Raw genomic sequence first — 18,932 nt, 5'->3', positions numbered from 1 at the left:
ACGAAGAATCCGTCGGTTTTTGCGCGTTTGCCCGGAAATTAACGTTATTTCAGCGTCAGCTGTGGCAGATAACTCTTCACCTGCGCCAGATAGGTGCTGCGATCTTTACCAGTCAGCCCTTCCATGCGCGGCAGCTTCGCCGTCAGCGGGTTGACCGCCTGGTTGTTGATCCACACTTCATAATGCAGATGCGGTCCGGTAGAGCGGCCGGTGTTACCGGAAAGCGCGATGCGATCGCCGCGTTTCACTTTCTGTCCCGGTTTCACCAGCGCTTTGCTCAGATGCATGTAGCGGGTCATGTACTGGCGACCGTGACGAATCGCGACGTAGTTACCGGCGGCTCCGCCGTTTTTCGCGATCACCACTTCGCCATCGCCGACGGCCAGCACCGGCGTACCAATCGGCAGCGCAAAATCGACGCCTTTATGCGGCGCGATGCGCCCGGTCACCGGATTGAGGCGGCGCGGATTGAAGTTTGACGAGACACGGTATTGCTTGACCGTCGGGAAGCGCATGAAGCCCCGCGCAAGACCGGAGCCGTTGCGGTCGTAGAACTTGCCGTCTTCCGCGCGGAACGCGTAGTAATCTTTACCGCCGGTGCGCAGGCGCACGCCGAGCAGCTGGCTCTGCGCACTTTTACCGTCCAGCATCTCGCGCGACATCAGTACGCTAAAGTCATCGCCGGCTCGCAGTTTGCGGAAATCCATCTGCCACTGCATGGCTTTAATCACGCTGCTGGTTTCGGCGCTGGTCAGGCCGGCGCGCTGGGCGCTGGCGGCGAAACTGCCGCGCACTTCGCCTTTCAGCACGCTGTTCTGCCATTCACCCTTCTGCATCTCCTGCTGCATCTTAAAGCTGCCATTCGGCTGACGCGCATAGGTGCGGGTTTCACGCCGATCGATCTCCCAGGTGAAGTCCTGCAGCGCGCCATCGGCATCCAGCGTCCAGCTCAGCTGTTGTCCCACGCGCAGATTACGCAAACTCTTGTCGCTGCTGACCAGCGCATTGATGTCACCGAGATCGATACCGTACTGATTAAGCGCGCTGCTCAGCGTATCGCCTGAGGAAACGGTGTAGTCATGCTGATCGGGATTGACCGGTACGTCTTTGTCGATGTCATCCGACGGGATCTCGTCTTCCGGTTCCGCCGTGGTTTGATCGATCGGTTCACTGGCTTCCGGCAGCAGCGTGCGCAGTTCGTTTTTGTCCAGCGTGATGTCTTTCACGATGGGCGCAACATCGCGGGGATGATAGACGTAAGGCCGCCAGACAGCGACGGCCAGTGTAACAACGGTGAGTGACCCCAGCATAACGCGGTGGGGGCGCGGCAAATTATTAAATGCGAGGGCGACAGAGCGGGCTATCTGCTGCACTTTTACCTATTCCTCTATGCTCCATTCAGGCAGCTCGCATACTGGCTTGACAGCTGTGAGAGGAATTTCACGTAGCTGTCTTTGGTTAAGCTGATTCCCATGCCTAACGGGTCGAGGGTGCCTTTACGCACGCTGGTTCCGCGAGACACGGCATCGATGACCGCCGGCCTGAATTGTGGTTCAGCAAAAACGCAGACTGCTTTCTGCTCAACCAACTGTGTTCGTATTTGATGTAAACGCTGGGCGCCCGGCTGGATCTCAGGATTGACGGTAAAATGACCTAATGGTGATAAACCGTAATGTTTCTCAAAGTAGCTGTAAGCGTCGTGAAAAACGAAATAACCCTTGTTCCGTACCGGCGCGAGTTGTGCGCCAATCCGTTTGTCTGTGTCCGCCAATTGTGCCTCAAACTGCTGCAGGTTGGCGTCAAGTTTGGCTTTGCTTTGCGGCATAAGTTCCAATAATTTTCCGTGGATTGCAACAGCAGATTGTTTCGCAATCTCCGGCGACATCCACAGGTGCATATTAAACTCGCCGTGGTGATGATGAGTATGAGACGGGTCCTGGTTCTCAGAATTGTCTGAGTCATGGTCGTGATCGTGACCGTGCTCATGTTCGTCCTCATCTTCACCGCCGCTAATCAATAGCGGTTTTACGCCAGGCAAGGCGGCAATTTCGAGGTTCTTACTGGCCGGTAACTCCCCGGCGGACTTCGTCAGAAAGGCTTCCATCTCCGGACCGGTCCATACTACTAAGTCAGCGTTTTTAATACGTTTTACATCGGATGGCCGTAAGGCATAATCGTGCTCTGAGGCACCGTCCGGCAGCAATACTTCAACCGGCGTAATGCCATCGGCAATGGCGGCTGCGATAAATCCGAGAGGCTTGATTGAAGCCACCACCGCAGACTGCGCGGAAAACGTGGTGGCGAGGCCGATCGCCGCCGCAGAAAGGGTAAAAGCCAGGCGCTTTTTATTGTGTAACATAATGCGTCATTCCATCGTGACCAGGTGATGGAATGTGATATTATAACATTCGAAATTCAATGCAACCCGTAAATATCATGTCGTCACTTGTTACACTCGAAAACATTTCGGTGAAGTTTGGCCAGCGCGCGGTGCTGACAGGCATCAGCCTGTCGCTGCAGCCGGGCAAAATTCTCACCCTGCTGGGTCCCAACGGAGCTGGCAAGTCCACGCTGGTGCGCACGGTACTCGGCCTGCTCGCACCAGACAGCGGCAGCGTCCGCCGCGCACCGGGGCTGCGTATTGGCTATGTGCCGCAAAAGCTGCACATTGATCCGACGCTGCCGATCAGCGTTGAGCGCTTTATGCGTCTGACGCGCGGCAGTCGCCGTGATGATATTCTGCCGGCGCTGAAGCGGGTTCAGGCCGGCCATCTGCTGCAGTCACCGCTGCAAAAACTGTCTGGTGGCGAAACGCAGCGCGTGCTGCTGGCGCGCGCCCTGCTCAACCAGCCGCAGCTGCTGGTACTGGACGAACCGACGCAGGGCGTGGATGTTAACGGCCAGGTGGCGCTCTACGACCTGATCGATCAACTGCGACGCGAGCTCAACTGCGGCGTGCTGATGGTGTCGCACGACCTGCATCTGGTGATGGCAAAGACCGACGAAGTGCTGTGCCTCAACCATCACATCTGCTGTTCCGGCACGCCGGAAGCCGTCTCGCAGCATCCGGAATTTATCGCCATGTTTGGCCCGCGCGGCGCACAGCAGCTGGCGATTTACCGCCATCACCATAATCACCGTCACGATTTACAGGGACGCATTGTTCTGCGCAAAGGAAACGGCCCGTCATGATTGAACTGTTATTACCCGGCTGGCTGGGCGGCGTATTGCTGGCCCTGGCGGCCGGTCCGCTCGGCTCTTTTGTCGTCTGGCGCCGCATGTCCTATTTCGGCGATACCCTCGCCCACGCCTCTCTGCTTGGCGTGGCATTTGGTCTGCTGCTGAATGTGAACCCCTATTATGCGGTGATTCTGGTCACCGTCTGTCTGGCGCTCGGGCTGGTGTGGCTGGAGCGACGCCCGCATCTGGCGATCGATACGCTGTTAGGGATTATGGCGCACAGCGCGCTGTCGCTGGGTCTGGTGGTGGTCAGTCTGATGCAGGGCGTGCGCGTTGATTTGATGGCCTATCTGTTTGGCGATTTGCTGGCGATCACCCCGGATGATTTGTCGCTGATGGCGGGCGGCGTGGCAATCGTGCTGGTGGTGATGGCGTGGCAATGGCGTTCGCTGCTGTCGATGACCATCAGTCCGGAGCTGGCGCAGGTAGACGGCGTAAACATTCAGCGTACCCGCCTGATGCTGATGCTGGTAACCGCGCTGACCATTGGTGTGGCGATGAAATTTGTTGGCGCGCTGATCATTACTTCACTGCTGATCATTCCGGCCGCCACGGCGCGACGCTTCTCGCGTTCGCCAGAACAGATGGCCGGCTTTGCGGTGCTCATCGGCATCATAGCCGTCACCGGTGGCCTGACCTTCTCTGCCAGCTACGACACCCCGGCCGGTCCGTCGGTGGTGCTGTGTGCTGCGGTACTGTTCATTATCAGCATGGCAAAAAAACCGGCGGCGTGACGCCGGTTACTCTTCGCGGCTGATGCCGAAATGCTTATAGGCGTGCTGCGTGGCCATCCGGCCGCGCGGCGTGCGCTGAATAAAGCCCTGCTGGATCAGGAAGGGTTCGATAACGTCCTCGATGGTTTCACGCTCCTCACCAATCGCCGCCGCCAGATTATCCAGCCCCACCGGACCGCCCATGAACTTGTCGATGATCGCCAGCAGCAGCTTGCGGTCCATATAGTCGAAGCCCTGATTGTCCACATTGAGCATATCCAGCGCGCTGGCGGCCACTTCGCCACTCATGTTGCCGCTGGCGCGCACTTCAGCGAAGTCACGTACACGGCGCAGCAGGCGGTTGGCGATACGCGGTGTGCCGCGTGCGCGACGCGCCACTTCCAGCGCGCCCTCTTCGCTCAGCGTCAGCCCCAGGCAGGCGGCGCTGCGTCCGACGATGTGCTGCAGATCCGGCACATTGTAGAACTCCAGGCGCTGCACGATCCCAAAGCGATCGCGCAGCGGTGAGGTGAGCGAGCCTGCGCGGGTGGTGGCACCAATCAGGGTAAACGGCGGCAAATCCAGTTTAATCGAGCGCGCTGCAGGTCCGTCACCGATCATGATATCCAGCTGATAATCTTCCATCGCCGGATACAGCACCTCTTCCACTACCGGCGACAGGCGATGAATTTCATCGATAAACAAGACGTCGTGCGGTTCAAGGTTGGTGAGCATCGCCGCCAGGTCACCGGCCTTTTCCAGCACCGGACCGGAGGTGGTGCGCAGATTGACGCCCATCTCATTAGCTACGATGTTGGCCAGCGTGGTTTTACCCAGCCCGGGCGGACCAAAGATCAGCAGGTGGTCCAGCGCATCGCCGCGCAGTTTGGCGGCCTGGATGAAAATCTCCATCTGCTCGCGCACCTGCGGCTGCCCGACATATTCCGTCAGCAGTTTGGGGCGTATAGCGCGGTCGAGGCTCTCTTCCTCAGTGAAAGAACTGCCCGAGACCAGGCGGTCGGCTTCAATCATGAATTACCTCAAATAGCAGCGCGCAGGGCTTCGCGAATCAGGGTTTCACAATCCGCATCTGGTTTGCCAACCTTGCTGACCATACGGCTGGCTTCCTGCGGTTTATAACCCAGCGCTACCAGCGCCGCAACTGCTTCAGCCTCGGCGTCGTTGTTATCCTGCTGTGCCGACGGTGTGGTCAGGGTAAACGCCGAGTCGCCGCCAAACAGGTCGCCATGCATGCCTTTGAAGCGATCTTTCATCTCAACCACCAGACGCTCAGCGGTTTTCTTGCCAACGCCCGGCAGCTTCACCAGCGAGGCGATCTCTTCGCGCTCCACCGCCGTGACAAACTGCTGCGCTGACATGCCGGATAGAATCGCCAGCGCCAGTTTGGGCCCGACGCCGTTGACTTTGATCAGCTCACGGAACAGCGCCCGCTCCTGCTTACTGTTAAACCCGAACAGCAGCTGCGCATCTTCCCGCACCACAAATTGGGTGAAGATAATCGCTTCCTGATTGATGTCCGGCAGCTCGTAAAAGCAGGTCATTGGCAGGTGCACTTCGTAACCCACACCATGCGCCTCAATTAGCACCAGCGGCGGCTGTTTTTCCAGAATAATGCCTCGTAAACGACCAATCACCTGAGCAATTCCTTAGTGTATGTGTAAGCGTCTGAATCATCGGCCTCCTGCCACACCGCGCTCAACCGCGCGCCTGCTGGAGGTAAAATGTCGGCTATGTATATCATAAAAAAGGCTGGATGCATATCCAGCCTATTGAGTGGCCACGCTTTTGCTAACCGGATCGCAAACGTCCGCGCGTCAGCACCAGTTTGCTGTCGCTCATGCGCGCCGCATTCTGGCTGACGTGACAATGGGTGATGGCGATGGCCAGCGCATCGGCGGCATCCGCCTGCGGATTGGCCGGCAGTTTGAGCAGCGTGCGTACCATGTGCTGCACCTGGCTTTTTTCCGCGCTGCCGATGCCGGTTACCGTCTGCTTCACCTGACGGGCCGCATACTCAAACACTGGCAGATCAAGGTTGACTGCTGCGACAATTGCCGCGCCACGCGCCTGCCCCAGCTTGAGCGCCGAATCCGCGTTCTTCGCCATAAACACCTGCTCAATGGCGAAGTAATCCGGCGCGAACTGGGTGATGATTTCGCTGACGCCTGCGTAAATCAGTTTGAGGCGGGAAGGCAGATCGGTGACGTTAGTGCGAATACAGCCGCTGCCCAGATAGCTGAGCTGGCGGCCGGTCTGGCGGATGACACCGTAGCCGGTGACGCGCGAGCCGGGGTCAATCCCGAGTATTATCGCCATAGCGCGTCTCCGTATTGCAGGGATTTGCGTAACGCCATTACAGCGTTTCCGCTACCTCATCAGAAATTTCACCGTTATGGTAAACTTCCTGCACATCATCACAATCTTCCAGCATGTCGATCAGACGCAGCAGTTTAGGAGCCGTCTCGGCATCCAGTTCCGCTTTGGTTGATGGAATCATCGACACTTCAGCACTGTCGGCTTTCAGACCGGTCGCTTCCAGTGCATCGCGCACGCTGCCCAGCTCTTCCCACGCGGTAAAGACGTCAATCGCGCCATCGTCATAGCTCACGACATCTTCTGCACCGGCTTCCAGCGCCGCTTCCATCACGGCATCTTCGTCCTGGCCTGGCGCGAAGGAGATCACGCCTTTCTTGCTGAACAGGTAAGATACCGAACCGTCGGTGCCGAGGTTACCGCCGGTTTTGCTGAAGGCGTGACGCACTTCGCCCACGGTACGGTTACGGTTATCGCTCAGACACTCCACCATGACCGCAGAGCCGCCCGGACCGTAACCTTCATAGATGATGGTTTCCATGTTGCTGTCATCTTCACCGCCGACGCCGCGCGCGATAGCACGGTTCATGGTGTCACGCGTCATGTTGTTGGACAGGGCTTTGTCCATCGCTGCGCGCAGACGCGGGTTGGAGCCGGCATCGCCACCGCCCAGCTTGGCCGCTGTCACCAGCTCGCGAATGATTTTGGTGAAGATTTTACCGCGCTTGGCGTCCTGAGCCGCTTTGCGGTGCTTTGTATTCGCCCATTTACTGTGTCCAGCCATCTTACATATTCTCCGATCTTTAACAGGGTGCAGGCTATCTTGCTGGCAATCTTGTTCCCCGGCAGTGCGCGCAATCCTCACGTACACATGTACGCTCCGGTTGCTGTGCGCTGGCGGTGAACAACCTTGCTGCGCCGATGACGCCTGACTGTTCTATTTTAGCGGTGCAAATCTTTCGACTTACACCGTATGTCTGTAATTTAACGATAAAACCACCGGAAAAACGCGCGGTGGCGGGCATTCAGATAAATTCGTCGATTGCCTGACGATTACTCCACGAGCGGGTTAGTGCGGCGGCGGCGGCCGGTGTCAGCCACTGTGCGGCGAGGTGCTCGCTCAGCACTGGCTGGCGTTCGGCGGGCAGCGCCAGCCGGAACCAGTGTTCCCGGTTATGCGTGATGCCCGGCGCATAACGATGGCGATAGTGCGGAAAGATCTCAAACTCAATCTGTTTGTGGCAATCTTCCAGCACCAGCCCCTCTGCGGCGATATCAATCGCCAGCTCTTCAGCCACTTCGCGCTGCGCCGTTTGCGCCGGCGTTTCGCCCGGCTCCAGGCTGCCGGTAACCGACTGCCAGAAGCTGGGGTCATCGCGCCGCTGCAGCATTAACACCCGGCCGGTATCTTGCGCAAAAATCACCACCAGCACCGATACCGGGTGTTTATAGCCCATTATTTCGTCTCTGGAGTGACTTTCTTCGGCGCGATCTGGATACCGAGGTCAGCCAGCGCCGCCGGGTTGGCTTCGCTTGGTGCTTCGGTCATCAGACAGGCCGCCGCGGTGGTTTTCGGGAACGCAATCACATCGCGGATATTGTCGGTGCCGGTCAGCAGCATGGTCAGACGGTCAAGACCGAATGCCAGACCTGCGTGCGGCGGGGTACCGAACTTCAGCGCATCCAGCAGGAAGCCAAACTTCTCACGCTGCTCTTCTTCGCTGATGCCCAGAATGCTAAACACCGTCTGCTGCATATTGCCGCTGTGGATACGCACTGAACCGCCGCCAACTTCATAACCGTTGATCACCATATCGTAGGCGTTCGCCACCGCCTGCGTCGGATCGGCCGCCAGCTGTTCCGCCGTCAGCGCTTTTGGCGAGGTAAACGGATGGTGCATCGCCGCCAGGCCGCCCTCGTCGTCCTCTTCGAACATCGGGAAGTCAACCACCCACAGCGGGGCCCAGGCTTTATCATTGGTGATTTGCAGGTCACGGCCCACTTTCAGGCGCAGTGCACCCAGTGCATCCGCCACCACTTTGGCACGGTCGGCGCCGAAGAAGATCAGGTCGCCGTCCTGCGCGTCGGTACGCTGCAGAATAGCTTCAACGATCTCCGGCGTCAGGAATTTGGCCACCGGGCTTTGTACGCCATCGAAACCGCTGGCGCGCGCATTGATCTTCATCCACGCCAGACCTTTGGCACCGTAAATGCCGACAAAGCTGCCGTATTCGTCGATTTGCTTACGCGTCAGGGCGGCACCGCCCGGCACGCGCAGCGCCGCGACGCGACCTTTCGGGTCGTTTGCCGGACCGGCGAACACCTGGAATTCAACGCTTTCCAGCAGGTCAGCAACGTCTACCAGCTCCATCGGGTTACGCAGGTCTGGCTTATCGGAGCCGTAACGATTCATCGCTTCGGCGAAGGTCATCTGCGGGAAGTCACCGAGGTCGACGCCTTTGATGTCCAGCCACAGTTCACGGATCATCTGCTCCATCACGCTGCGCACCTGCTCAGCGCTCATGAACGAGGTTTCCACGTCGATCTGGGTGAACTCCGGCTGACGGTCTGCGCGCAGGTCTTCATCACGGAAGCATTTGACGATCTGATAGTAGCGGTCAAAACCAGACATCATCAGCAGCTGTTTGAACAGCTGCGGTGACTGCGGCAGCGCGTAGAATTTACCTTTGTGCACCCGGCTTGGCACCAGGTAGTCACGCGCGCCTTCCGGCGTCGCTTTGGTCAGCATCGGGGTTTCGATGTCGAGGAAGCCTTCACCGTCCATAAAGCGGCGCACGAAGCTGGTAATTCTGGCACGGGTTTTCAGACGCTGCGCCATTTCCGGACGACGCAGGTCGAGGTAGCGATAGGTCAGACGCGCTTCTTCGCTGTTGGTCTGGTTAGAGTCCAGCGGCAGCGGTTCTGCGCGGTTGATGATGTTCAGCTCATGGGCGAACACTTCGATGTCACCGGTGGCCATGTCGCTGTTGCGGTTTTTCTCTTCACGCGCACGCACAGTACCGGTGATCTGGATACAGAATTCATTACGCAGTTCAGACGCCAGCTGGAAAGCCTGCTGATGATCGGCATCGAAAAACACCTGCGCGATGCCTTCGCGGTCACGCATATCGATAAAAATCAGGCTGCCGAGATCGCGACGGCGATTGACCCAGCCGCAGAGAGTAACTTGCTGACCCACATGAGACAGATTGAGCTGTCCGCAATATTCTGTACGCATAACGTATCCTTTTAACTTCGCCGCTGCTGCCAGACAGCATCAGGCCGCGTAACCTTCTGAGATGCTGCCGCAAAAAAGGCGGCTATTATAATGGAAAATGGCAGGCAGGATAAGCAGATCCCGCGCAAAGCGGACAAATCGTCAGCGTTTGCCGCGCGATCGGTTCCTGCCCGTGGCAAAACCAGGTAACGTACGGCGCATTTTCCGCGCCACAGCAGGCAGGAGCAGTTTTGACACTTCGTATTGGATTACCACAATGGCAGCACGCCAACTGGAAAGTATTGGGTATCGAAACCCTGGCGGATTACGCCCGGCTGTTCGGCTGCGTCGAAGGCAACACCACGCTTTACGCGCTGCCCAAACCGGAAGTGGTGCAGCGCTGGTATGACATGACTGACGACGCCTTTCGCTTCTGCTTTAAATTTCCTGACACCATCAGCCACAAAGCGGCGCTGAAGAACTGCGATGAGCTGGTGAATGAATTTCTGCGCCTGCTGGATCCGCTCAGCCAGCGCATCGGCCAGTACTGGCTGCAGCTGCCCGCCGCCTTTTCACCGGCGCAGCTGACAGATTTATGGGCGTTTCTCGATCGCCTGCCGCGCAGCTTTCACTATGGCGTGGAAGTGCGCCATGCGGCCTTTTTTGCCAAAGGCGAGGCCGAGCGCGCGCTGAATCGCGGCCTGCATCAGCGCGGGGTTAATCGGGTGATTCTCGACAGCCGTCCGGTGCACGCCTCTGCCTCGCTCAGCCCGGCCGCCGTGCATGCGCGCGCGCAAAAGCCGCGCGTGCCGACGCACGCGGTGCGCACTGCCGGACAGCCGATGGTGCGCTTTATCGGCAGCGACAGCGTGGAGGAGAGCCTGCCACTGTTTGATGTCTGGCAGCAAAAACTGGCGGACTGGCAGCACGACAGCGACCCGCTGCTGTTCATCCACACGCCGGATATGGGCGCAGTGTTTCCGCTGCTGCAGGCGCTGTGGCCGCAGCTGCAACAGCTGGAGCCGACGCTGCGCCCGCTGCCCGCCTGGCCACAGCAATCCAGCCTGTTCTAAACGCAGGGAAACGGGTGCAGCCTGCGGCAGTTTCTGCCAGAATAGCGCCCTTTCCGTTTTCTCTCCGGATAATTCATTATGTCTGACCGCGATACGCTATTCTCCGCGCCCATCGATAAACTGGGCGACTGGACCTTTGACGAGCGCGTGGCTGAAGTCTTTCCCGATATGATTCAGCGCTCGGTGCCGGGTTACTCCAACATCATTTCGATGATTGGCATGCTGGCAGAACGCTTTGTGCAGCCCAACAGCCAGGTTTACGATCTCGGCTGCTCGCTGGGCGCGGCCACGCTGGCGGTGCGCCGCAATATTCAGGCACCGGGTTGCCAGATTATTGCCGTCGATAATTCGCCGGCGATGGTGGAACGCTGCCGCCGTCACATCGACGCCTTCCGCGCCGCTACGCCGGTGCAGGTGCTGGAAGCGGATATCCGCGATATCCACATCGAAAACGCCTCACTGGTAGTGCTCAACTTTACCCTGCAGTTCCTTGAGCCGGACGCGCGCCTGACGCTACTGCAGAAAATCGCCGCCGGCCTCAATCCGGGCGGTGCGCTGGTGCTGTCGGAAAAGTTCAGCTTTGAGGATGCCGACGTCGGCGAACTGCTGTTCAACATGCACCACGACTTTAAGCGCGCCAACGGCTACAGCGAGCTGGAGATCAGCCAGAAGCGCAGCATGCTGGAGAACGTGATGCTGACGGACAGCGTGGAAACGCATAAGGCCCGCCTGAAAAGCGCCGGCTTTGCCCATGCCGAATTGTGGTTCCAGTGCTTTAACTTTGGCTCACTGGTGGCGTTGAAATGATTGATTTTGGCCGTTTTTATCAGCAAATCGCCACCGGCCCGCTCGCCAGCTGGCTGGAAGTGTTGCCGGCGCAGGTCGCCGCCTGGCAGCGTGAAAACCTGCACGGACATTTTCGCAACTGGGAGAAGTCGGTCGACAATCTGCCGCTGCTGGTGCCGCAGCAGCTCGATCTGCTGCACAGCGTCAGCGCGCAGCATGACGCGTTAACCGATCGCCAGCGCGCCGGCATCGAAAAGCTGCTGCGTAACCTGATGCCGTGGCGCAAAGGGCCGTTTTCGCTCTACGGCTGCGACATCGACACAGAATGGCGCTCCGACTGGAAGTGGGACCGCGTGCTGCCGCATATCTCTTCGCTGGCCGGTCGAACCGTGCTGGATGTAGGCTGCGGCAGCGGTTATCACATGTGGCGCATGATTGGTGCCGGCGCGCAGCTGGTGGTCGGTATCGATCCGATGCAGCTATTCCTGTGCCAGTTCGAAGCGGTGCGTAAGCTGCTGGGTGATGATCGCCGTGCGCATCTGCTGCCGCTGGGCATTGAACAGCTACCGGCGCTGCAGGCGTTCGATACCGTGTTCTCCATGGGCGTGCTCTATCACCGACGTTCGCCGCTCGACCATCTGCTGCAGCTGAAAAATCAGCTGGTCAGCGACGGCGAACTGGTACTGGAAACACTGGTGATTGAAGGCGATGAAAACGCGGTGCTGGTGCCGGGTGAACGCTACGCGCAGATGCGCAACGTTTACTTCATTCCGTCTGCGGCGGCGCTGAAAAACTGGCTGGAGAAGTGCGGTTTTGTCGATGTGCGCATCGCCGATTACGCCATCACCTCGGTGGAAGAGCAGCGTCGCACCGACTGGATGACCAGCGAATCGCTGGCGGAGTTCCTCGATCCGCACGACAGCAGCAAAACGATTGAAGGCTATCCCGCCCCGCTGCGTGCCGTGCTGGTGGCGCGCAAACCGTAACGCTTAACGCCGCGACAGCGCCAGCTTCGCGGCGAAACCAATAAACACGCAGCCGGTCAGGCGATCCATCACTTTTAACACTGCCGGACGGCGCAGATGACCGGCAAAGTACTGGCTGCCGCTAATCAATACCGCGTTCCACACTAAGCCAATCACCATGTGGGTGAGCGCCATCAGCGTGCACCACAGCGCCACCGATCCGCCGGCCGGGATAAACTGCGGCAGGAAAGTGACGTAAAAGACCCCGACTTTGGGATTGAGCAGGTTACCGGTCAGGCCACGCGCAAAGCAGGTCAGATAGCGCTCTTCCCGCTTTTGCCCCTCCTGCCCGCTGGCCACCGTGCTGCGCGGGTTAAGCAGCAGTCTGACGCCGAGATACAGCAGGTACACGGCACCGATGCCTTTCAGCAGGTTATAAGCCATTTCCGAAGCCAGCAGCAGCGCGCCTAAGCCCAGCCCGACCGCCACGCCCCACACCAGACAGCCGAGCGTAACGCCCAATGCCGTCGCCGAGGCACGCTGCCAGCCCTGCGCAGCCGCTGAACGCAGCACCAGCGCGGTATCGAAGCCGGGCGTCAGCGTAAGCAGGGTAATGGCGAAAAGGAATGAAATAATCAGTGTCATGATGGGCTCCCGGGTTGTGCACAGAACAGCATACGCGACGGCGCATCAATTGTCCGTCGCCGGACGATCCCAGTACTGATATTTGTAGGCCGAACTCAGATGCCGCTCAATGGTGCCTTTGGCAAACACTTCGGTCTCATGCAAATAGCTCAGCGTGCAATTGCCCACCTCGTCCCACAGCTGGCACTCATCCACCGAGCGCAAAGTGCTCACCGGCGTGGTCGAGGTGCCGTGCAGCCGCAGTTCGCGCCACTGATTATCGTAGCTGTAGGTATCTTTACTGCGCGCGCTGGTGGATGCCACCACCAGCCCCTGCGGATTCCAGCGCCAGGTATTCTCGCCGTTAGTCAATTCATCGCTGCCGCGCGCAATACTTTTTTCCAGCCGGAAGTGTTTATCGTAGCGGTAAGTGGTATCGGTAAAGCCCTCTTTCCCCATGCTGGTAAATTTGTCCGAGGCGCTGATGATGTTGCCGTGTTGCCCCATCTGCCAGCTAATGGTGCCCTGCCGGTTATCCACCACCTCCTCTTTGCCCGCGCGGGTCACTTTAACCAGATAAGCATAGTCAGCCACCCAGCCGCGCTGCACGCGCGCGATATGCTGCTCCATGCTCAGCACCACGTTGCCTTCGCTTTTGTCATAGGTGATGTCAGCCACCATCAGATCGCCGCACTGGTCAAACTGCCCGAGCACGCGCTTCTGCGAGTTGACGTCTTTACCAAACTCCCCGGCCACCACCTGGCGCACCGCGCCTTTGGCGTCGCCGCCCAGCATAATCCAGTTGTTGCTGCTGGTGATGTTTTTGCTCAGCGGCGGGCAGGTGCTGCTGGCGGCCAGCGCCGCGCCGGCAACGGGGAACAGCAGAATCACAACAGCATAAGGGAGGGATTTCATCAGCGTTATCCGCGCGTTAAGCCATAGAGTAATCAAAGCATCTTTTTCACCAATGCGCTATTCATGGCGAAGCGGCAGACAAAAAGAACCCCAGCAAGGAACTGGGGTTTGGTACTTGCAAACATCACGTCAGGTTTTCGGCGTGCTGCGCGGCAAAATTGGTACGGGTCAGGCGACCCGGTCAACACTCATCTGCATCATGCTCTTCATGGCTTCGACGACATCGCCATCGACACAGGAGCGGCTGAATTCATCGGTTTCCGCTTCAGAACACATCGAGACACCGGCTTTACGGTAGCGCATCGGTGACGCGACGGCACGGCTGGCGGAGCTGTGAACTTCCTGCAATCCGCTGTCGAGGAACTTTTGCAGATTGCTGAGGCGCACGCCTGCCCCTGCCATAATGATTGGACCGGTGCTGTGTTCATTTAGTTCCCGTAATAATGCAATTCCGGTTTCAGCGCTCTGCTGCTGACCGGAAGTCAGAATGCGGGCGATCCCTAAATCAGTCAGCACCTCCAGCGAACGCTTCGGGCTGTGACACAAATCAAAGGCGCGATGGAAGGTCACCGCCATGCCGTCGCACAGCGCCATAATCTGCTGCATGCGTACCGTGTCGACGTGCGCATCTTCGTCCAGCATGCCAATCACCAGGCCAGGAAAACCCAGCTCGCGAATGCGCGCCACGTCCGATTTCATCACCTCAAATTCGCGTGCGGTGTAACAAAAATCGCCGCCGCGCGGCCGCACGATCGGGTGGACCGGAATGGTCAGTTCACGTTGTGCGGCTTCCAGCATACCCGCCGAAGGTGTCAGTCCGCCTTCACGCGGAGCACTGCACAGCTCCACGCGATCGGCACCGGACGCCTGCGCAGTCATTGCGCAGTCGATGCCATAGCAACAAATTTCCAGTTTCGTCATACCTTGCTCCTTTTCATGACTGCTGGCTCGGGAGGAGTGCATCAGTTAGTCTGCTCATTCAGACAGTTTACGTGGAAAGCGCACTATGGCATTCGATTTTGATCAAGGGATAGACCGTCGTCACAGCGATAGTTTGAAATGGCACAAATATGGTGATCGCGATGTGCTGCCTTTGTGGGTTGCCGACACCGATTTTCGCTCGCCGCCGTGCATCATTGAGGCCATTAAACAGCGTGCCGACCACGGTGTTTTCGGCTATGGCGCGACGCCGCACGGTTTGATTGATATCACTATTTCCCGCTTAGCCCAGCGCTATGGCTGGCAGATTGAGCCGGAATGGATTGTGTTGCTGCCGGGCGTGGTGAGCGGACTGAATTTATCGGTCCGGGCATTTACCGAGTCGTCGCAGAGCACCGTGGCACCGACGCCAATTTATCCGCCGTTTCGCGCGGCGGCGCGGCTGGCGCAGCGCGCTCAGGTCAATCTGCCATTGCAATTACAGCAGGATCGCTGGGTGATGCAGCTGGATGACAGCCAGATGCAGGGTAACGAGCGCCTGCTCATGCTGTGCAATCCGCAGAATCCAGGCGGCACCGTTTACCGCCGTGATGAGCTGGAGGCGCAGCTGGCCTTTGCCCAACGCCACGATTTGCTGGTGTGCTCCGATGAAATCCATTGTGACCTGCTGTTAACGCCCGGCGTACAGCACATTCCGTTTGCCTCGCTGAGCGAAGACGCCGCCCAGCGCAGCATTACCCTGATTTCGCCGTCTAAAACCTTCAACATCGCCGGGCTGGGTGCGTCCATGGCCATTATCCCTCATCCCGAACTGCGGAAACGCTTTAAGCAGGTGCGTGAAGGCATCGTACCTGGCGTGGATATTCTGGCGCTGGTGGCGGCGGAAGCCGCATGGCGCGGCGGTGATGCATGGCTGGCGGACCAGCTGGCTTACCTGCGCGCCAATCGCGACTGGCTGGTGCAGCAGGTGAATGCGCTGCCGGAACTCAGCATGGTCGCGCCTGAGGCCAGCTACCTCGGCTGGATTGACGCCAGCCAGCTGGATGTCGCCAGCCCGGCGCTGTATTTCGAAAAACACGGCCTCGGTTTCTCGCCGGGCCGTGATTTCGGCGACGATCGCTTCGTGCGCTTCAACTTTGGCTGCACGCACGCCACCCTGCAGCAGGCGGTATCGCGCCTGCAGCAGGCAGTGGCAGCGCGGCGCTAAGCCTGTTCGCTGGCAACGATCTCCTCCAGCCGCCACGGGTGAAACTTGATGGTAGTTTGCCCGTCCGTCACCGCTAAGGTCGGATTGGGCAGACGTTCATTTTCGCCCTGCGGCGTGCTGGTTTTAAACGCAATGCCCGGCTGCGTCAGCGCCTCGTCTGCCAGCAACGCCATCGCACGCATGCCCAGAGTTTCCGGCTCGCCGCGCAACACAATTTCCACATGCTCCCAGCCTTCATGGCGATACAGCTTCTCACCAGGCCACGGCAGCTCGATCACATCCACCTGCCAGCCCGCGATCCGCAGCGGCTGATGCAGCTTAAACAGGCAGATCGGCCGTCCGTTGATCATCGCTTCGGAAAACTGATCGCCGATTTGCAGTAACCCGGCTTTCCAGCGTTCTGCCGTGGCGAACTGGTGACAGCGCACCGCCACGTGGTCCGCCTCATGCTGCGTGAGGTCAAGGCCGAGGCGTGCCGCAAAATGTTGCAAAGCCTGTTCAAATCGGGACAGGTCTTGTTTTAAGTCACTCAGTTCTGAAGGAAAATCCAGATTCATACGTTAAATACCTCAAACTCAGTTCAGATCTTTTAATCAATAAAAAAACAGGGCTGCCGCAGCTTTCGCTTGACAAAATGCTCGGATTCATCCGATTTCACGCCAAAAACCTTCAAAAACCGCATAAATCGCCCCTCTCTTTCGGATTAATCGCGTAATCAGGTCCACACGTTACTTTATAAAAGTGCCTTAACCAACTGTTATTATTAACAATAGTTAATACAATGAGATAACTCTTATTTACCCGTCAATCAATTGCAGTAGCTGACCCTTTCTTATAAATTTGGGTTTCACAACTACAAGGAATGGCCCTATGTCTATGCTCATTGTTGTCGCGGTCCTGATAGCCTTGATGGGATTTGCAATTTCCCGCCACTGGAAGGTGCGTGAAGACAAAAGCGTTAAAAATCCCCGTCGCCACCCGCGCCGCCGTTAACCGGCGCGCGGGTCTGCGTCCACCGGTAGCCATAACCGATTGCTGACGCACCCCAACATTTCACGTATACTTCCCCTCTTATTTATTCCGTCCCGACACGCACGCGGGATGACGACATCGGCTCGCCCTCAGCTGGCGGGCCTTTTCAGCATATGAAGGTAACGCGGTGAATATTCAGGCTCTTCTTTCCGATAAAGTCAGTCAGGCGATGGTGGCGGCAGGCGCACCGGCCGATTGCGAACCGCAGGTTCGTCAGTCTGCAAAAGTGCAGTTCGGCGATTACCAGGCGAACGGTATCATGGCCGTGGCGAAAAAGCTCGGTCAGGTGCCGCGCCAGCTGGCTGAGCAGGTAGTTCAGCATCTGGATCTGGCTGGCATCGCCAGCAAAGTCGACATCGCCGGTCCCGGCTTTATCAACATCTTCCTCGACCGCCAGTGGCTGGCACAGCAGGCCGCGCAGGCGCTGCAGCTGCCACGCCTGGGCGTCAGCGAAGTGACACCTCAGACTATCGTGATTGACTACTCGGCGCCCAACGTGGCGAAAGAGATGCATGTCGGTCACGTGCGATCCACCATCATCGGTGATGCCGCGGTGCGCACCCAGGAGTTCCTCGGCCATCACGTCATCCGCGCTAACCACGTCGGTGACTGGGGCACACAGTTTGGCATGCTGATCGCCTATCTGGAGAAGCAGCAGAACGAGCACCATGAAGATATCGCGCTGGCCGACCTTGAAGCCTTCTACCGCGAAGCGAAACGCACCTATGACGAAGACGAAGCCTTCGCCGAGCGTGCCCGCGGTTACGTGGTGAAACTGCAGGGTGGCGACGAATATTGCCGCGCCATGTGGAAGAAGCTGGTGGATATCACCATGAGTCAGAACCAGCAGGTGTATGACCGCCTTAACGTCACCCTGACGCGTAAGGATGTGATGGGTGAAAGCCTGTATAACGACATGCTGCCGGGCATCGTCGCCGATCTGCGCGAAAAAGGGCTGGCGGTGACCAGCGAAGGCGCCACCGTGGTTTTCCTTGATGAGTTCAAAAACAAGGAAGGTGAACCGATGGGCGTGATCATCCAGAAGAAGGATGGCGGCTATCTCTACACCACCACCGATATCGCCTGCGCCAAATATCGCTACGAAACGCTGCATGCCGATCGCGTGCTGTACTACATCGATTCCCGCCAGCATCAGCATCTGCAGCAGGCGTGGACCATCGTGCGCAAAGCGGGCTACGTGCCGGAGTCAGTGCCACTGGAGCACCATGCGTTCGGCATGATGCTGGGCAAAGATGGCCGTCCGTTTAAGACGCGCAGCGGTGGCACCATTAAACTCTCCGATCTGCTGGATGAAGCCGTTGAGCGCGCCCATGCGCTGGTCAGCGAGAAAAATCCGGAGATGAGCGCGGCAGAGCTGAAAGAACTGGCGGAAGTGGTCGGCATCGGCGCGGTGAAATATGCCGACCTGTCGAAAAGCCGCACCACCGATTACATCTTCGACTGGGACAACATGCTGGCGTTTGAAGGCAACACCGCGCCGTACATGCAGTACGCCTACACGCGTGTGCTCTCGGTGTTCCGTAAAGCGGGCATTGAGGCAGACAGCTTGCACGGTGATATCATCCTGACTGACGAGCGCGAAGCGCTGCTGGCGACCCGTCTGCTGCAGTTTGAAGAGACCATCACCCAGGTCGCGCGCGACGGCACGCCGCACGTGATGTGTGCTTATCTGTACGATCTGGCCGGTCTGTTCTCGGGCTTCTATGAGCACTGCCCGATTCTCTCCGCCGAAGAGGAAAACGTACGCAATAGCCGTCTGCAGCTGGCGGCGCTGACGGCGAAAACCCTGAAGCAGGGGCTGGATACGCTGGGCATCAAAACCGTCGAGCGAATGTAAGCTTAAAAAAACCCGCTGCGGCGGGTTTT

At 58.3% G+C, this 18,932-nt stretch carries 20 protein-coding genes; 8 read left to right on the top strand and 12 right to left on the bottom strand.

Features of this window, described 5'->3' with window-relative positions:
• Positions 1-44: 44 nt before the first annotated feature.
• Together mepM and znuA are read right to left on the bottom strand one after the other, a co-directional pair.
• Complete coding sequence (gene mepM / locus AC6I79_RS08690; RefSeq protein WP_031280193.1) at positions 45-1,373, bottom strand: murein DD-endopeptidase MepM; 1,329 nt, start codon at positions 1,371-1,373, stop codon at positions 45-47.
• Between the two features lie 14 nt (positions 1,374-1,387).
• Positions 1,388-2,359 (bottom strand): zinc ABC transporter substrate-binding protein ZnuA, encoded by a 972-nt coding sequence (znuA, locus tag AC6I79_RS08685; protein WP_058771223.1) that lies wholly within the window; start codon positions 2,357-2,359, stop codon positions 1,388-1,390.
• Positions 2,360-2,436: 77 nt separating this feature from the next.
• Here znuA and znuC point away from each other — a divergent pair, with 77 nt between their 5' ends.
• Both znuC and znuB read left to right on the top strand, forming a co-directional pair.
• Positions 2,437-3,192 (top strand): zinc ABC transporter ATP-binding protein ZnuC, encoded by a 756-nt coding sequence (gene znuC / locus AC6I79_RS08680; protein ID WP_159378098.1) that lies wholly within the window; start codon positions 2,437-2,439, stop codon positions 3,190-3,192.
• Entirely contained in the window at positions 3,189-3,974 is a 786-nt protein-coding gene (gene znuB, locus AC6I79_RS08675; RefSeq protein WP_021509971.1) for a zinc ABC transporter permease subunit ZnuB, read from the top strand. The genes znuC and znuB overlap by 4 nt, the downstream gene beginning before the upstream one ends.
• Positions 3,975-3,980: 6 nt before the next feature.
• On the opposite strand, the gene ruvB is transcribed toward znuB, so the two are convergent.
• The 6 genes from ruvB to aspS form a co-directional block, all read right to left on the bottom strand.
• Positions 3,981-4,985, bottom strand: coding sequence for a Holliday junction branch migration DNA helicase RuvB (ruvB, locus tag AC6I79_RS08670; protein WP_021509970.1), 1,005 nt, complete (start codon positions 4,983-4,985; stop codon positions 3,981-3,983).
• 8 nt (positions 4,986-4,993) lie between these two features.
• A complete protein-coding gene (gene ruvA / locus AC6I79_RS08665; RefSeq protein WP_021509969.1) occupies positions 4,994-5,608 on the bottom strand; it encodes a Holliday junction branch migration protein RuvA in 615 nt (204 codons plus the stop codon).
• A gap of 154 nt (positions 5,609-5,762) precedes the next feature.
• A complete protein-coding gene (ruvC, locus tag AC6I79_RS08660) occupies positions 5,763-6,290 on the bottom strand; it encodes a crossover junction endodeoxyribonuclease RuvC (RefSeq protein WP_021509968.1) in 528 nt (175 codons plus the stop codon).
• A gap of 37 nt (positions 6,291-6,327) precedes the next feature.
• Positions 6,328-7,071, bottom strand: coding sequence for a YebC/PmpR family DNA-binding transcriptional regulator (locus tag AC6I79_RS08655; RefSeq protein WP_021509967.1), 744 nt, complete (start codon positions 7,069-7,071; stop codon positions 6,328-6,330).
• A 241-nt stretch (positions 7,072-7,312) separates the two neighbouring features.
• The gene (nudB, locus tag AC6I79_RS08650; RefSeq protein ID WP_059009760.1) at positions 7,313-7,744 is read right to left on the bottom strand and encodes a dihydroneopterin triphosphate diphosphatase; all 432 of its coding nucleotides are present in this window, start codon (positions 7,742-7,744) and stop codon (positions 7,313-7,315) included.
• The gene (aspS, locus tag AC6I79_RS08645) at positions 7,744-9,525 is read right to left on the bottom strand and encodes an aspartate--tRNA ligase (RefSeq protein WP_159378097.1); all 1,782 of its coding nucleotides are present in this window, start codon (positions 9,523-9,525) and stop codon (positions 7,744-7,746) included. Before aspS ends, nudB begins: the two co-directional genes overlap by 1 nt.
• 230 nt (positions 9,526-9,755) lie before the next feature.
• On the opposite strand from aspS, the gene AC6I79_RS08640 reads away from it, so the two are divergent.
• The 3 genes from AC6I79_RS08640 to cmoB all read left to right on the top strand — a co-directional run bounded on the left by AC6I79_RS08640 (position 9,756) and on the right by cmoB (position 12,349).
• Positions 9,756-10,577 carry a DUF72 domain-containing protein gene (locus tag AC6I79_RS08640; RefSeq protein ID WP_058757508.1) on the top strand — a complete coding sequence of 274 codons (822 nt, stop codon included), beginning with the start codon at positions 9,756-9,758 and terminating at the stop codon, positions 10,575-10,577.
• A gap of 78 nt (positions 10,578-10,655) precedes the next feature.
• On the top strand, positions 10,656-11,384 hold the full coding sequence (gene cmoA / locus AC6I79_RS08635) for a carboxy-S-adenosyl-L-methionine synthase CmoA (protein ID WP_058757507.1): 729 nt from the start codon (positions 10,656-10,658) through the stop codon (positions 11,382-11,384).
• Positions 11,381-12,349: a tRNA 5-methoxyuridine(34)/uridine 5-oxyacetic acid(34) synthase CmoB gene (gene cmoB, locus AC6I79_RS08630; protein WP_021509962.1), complete on the top strand. Its 969-nt coding sequence runs from the start codon at positions 11,381-11,383 to the stop codon at positions 12,347-12,349. Before cmoA ends, cmoB begins: the two co-directional genes overlap by 4 nt.
• Before the next feature lie 3 nt (positions 12,350-12,352).
• Here the strand turns inward: cmoB and AC6I79_RS08625 are convergent, their stop codons facing one another.
• From AC6I79_RS08625 to cutC, 3 genes are all read right to left on the bottom strand, one after another.
• Positions 12,353-12,973, bottom strand: coding sequence for a LysE family translocator (locus tag AC6I79_RS08625; RefSeq protein ID WP_058757506.1), 621 nt, complete (start codon positions 12,971-12,973; stop codon positions 12,353-12,355).
• 45 nt (positions 12,974-13,018) lie between these two features.
• Entirely contained in the window at positions 13,019-13,867 is an 849-nt protein-coding gene (locus AC6I79_RS08620) for a hypothetical protein (RefSeq protein WP_021509960.1), read from the bottom strand.
• 168 nt (positions 13,868-14,035) lie between these two features.
• A complete protein-coding gene (cutC, locus tag AC6I79_RS08615) occupies positions 14,036-14,788 on the bottom strand; it encodes a copper homeostasis protein CutC (protein ID WP_211726910.1) in 753 nt (250 codons plus the stop codon).
• 85 nt (positions 14,789-14,873) lie between these two features.
• On the opposite strand from cutC, the gene AC6I79_RS08610 reads away from it, so the two are divergent.
• Entirely contained in the window at positions 14,874-16,013 is a 1,140-nt protein-coding gene (locus AC6I79_RS08610; RefSeq protein WP_125310396.1) for a MalY/PatB family protein, read from the top strand.
• On the opposite strand, the gene AC6I79_RS08605 is transcribed toward AC6I79_RS08610, so the two are convergent.
• On the bottom strand, positions 16,010-16,570 hold the full coding sequence (locus tag AC6I79_RS08605) for a VOC family protein (protein WP_058774574.1): 561 nt from the start codon (positions 16,568-16,570) through the stop codon (positions 16,010-16,012). The genes AC6I79_RS08610 and AC6I79_RS08605 overlap by 4 nt on opposite strands.
• Before the next feature lie 313 nt (positions 16,571-16,883).
• On the opposite strand from AC6I79_RS08605, the gene AC6I79_RS08600 reads away from it, so the two are divergent.
• Both AC6I79_RS08600 and argS read left to right on the top strand, forming a co-directional pair.
• Positions 16,884-17,006, top strand: a complete 123-nt coding sequence (locus tag AC6I79_RS08600; protein ID WP_007889544.1) for a hypothetical protein — start codon at positions 16,884-16,886, stop codon at positions 17,004-17,006.
• Positions 17,007-17,172: 166 nt separating this feature from the next.
• Positions 17,173-18,903: an arginine--tRNA ligase gene (gene argS, locus AC6I79_RS08595; protein WP_031280190.1), complete on the top strand. Its 1,731-nt coding sequence runs from the start codon at positions 17,173-17,175 to the stop codon at positions 18,901-18,903.
• The last annotated feature ends 29 nt before the right edge of the window (positions 18,904-18,932 follow it).

The sequence above is a fragment of the gamma proteobacterium symbiont of Scutellera amethystina genome (genome assembly GCF_059730845.1).
This window is presented reverse-complemented; position numbering and strand designations above follow the sequence as displayed.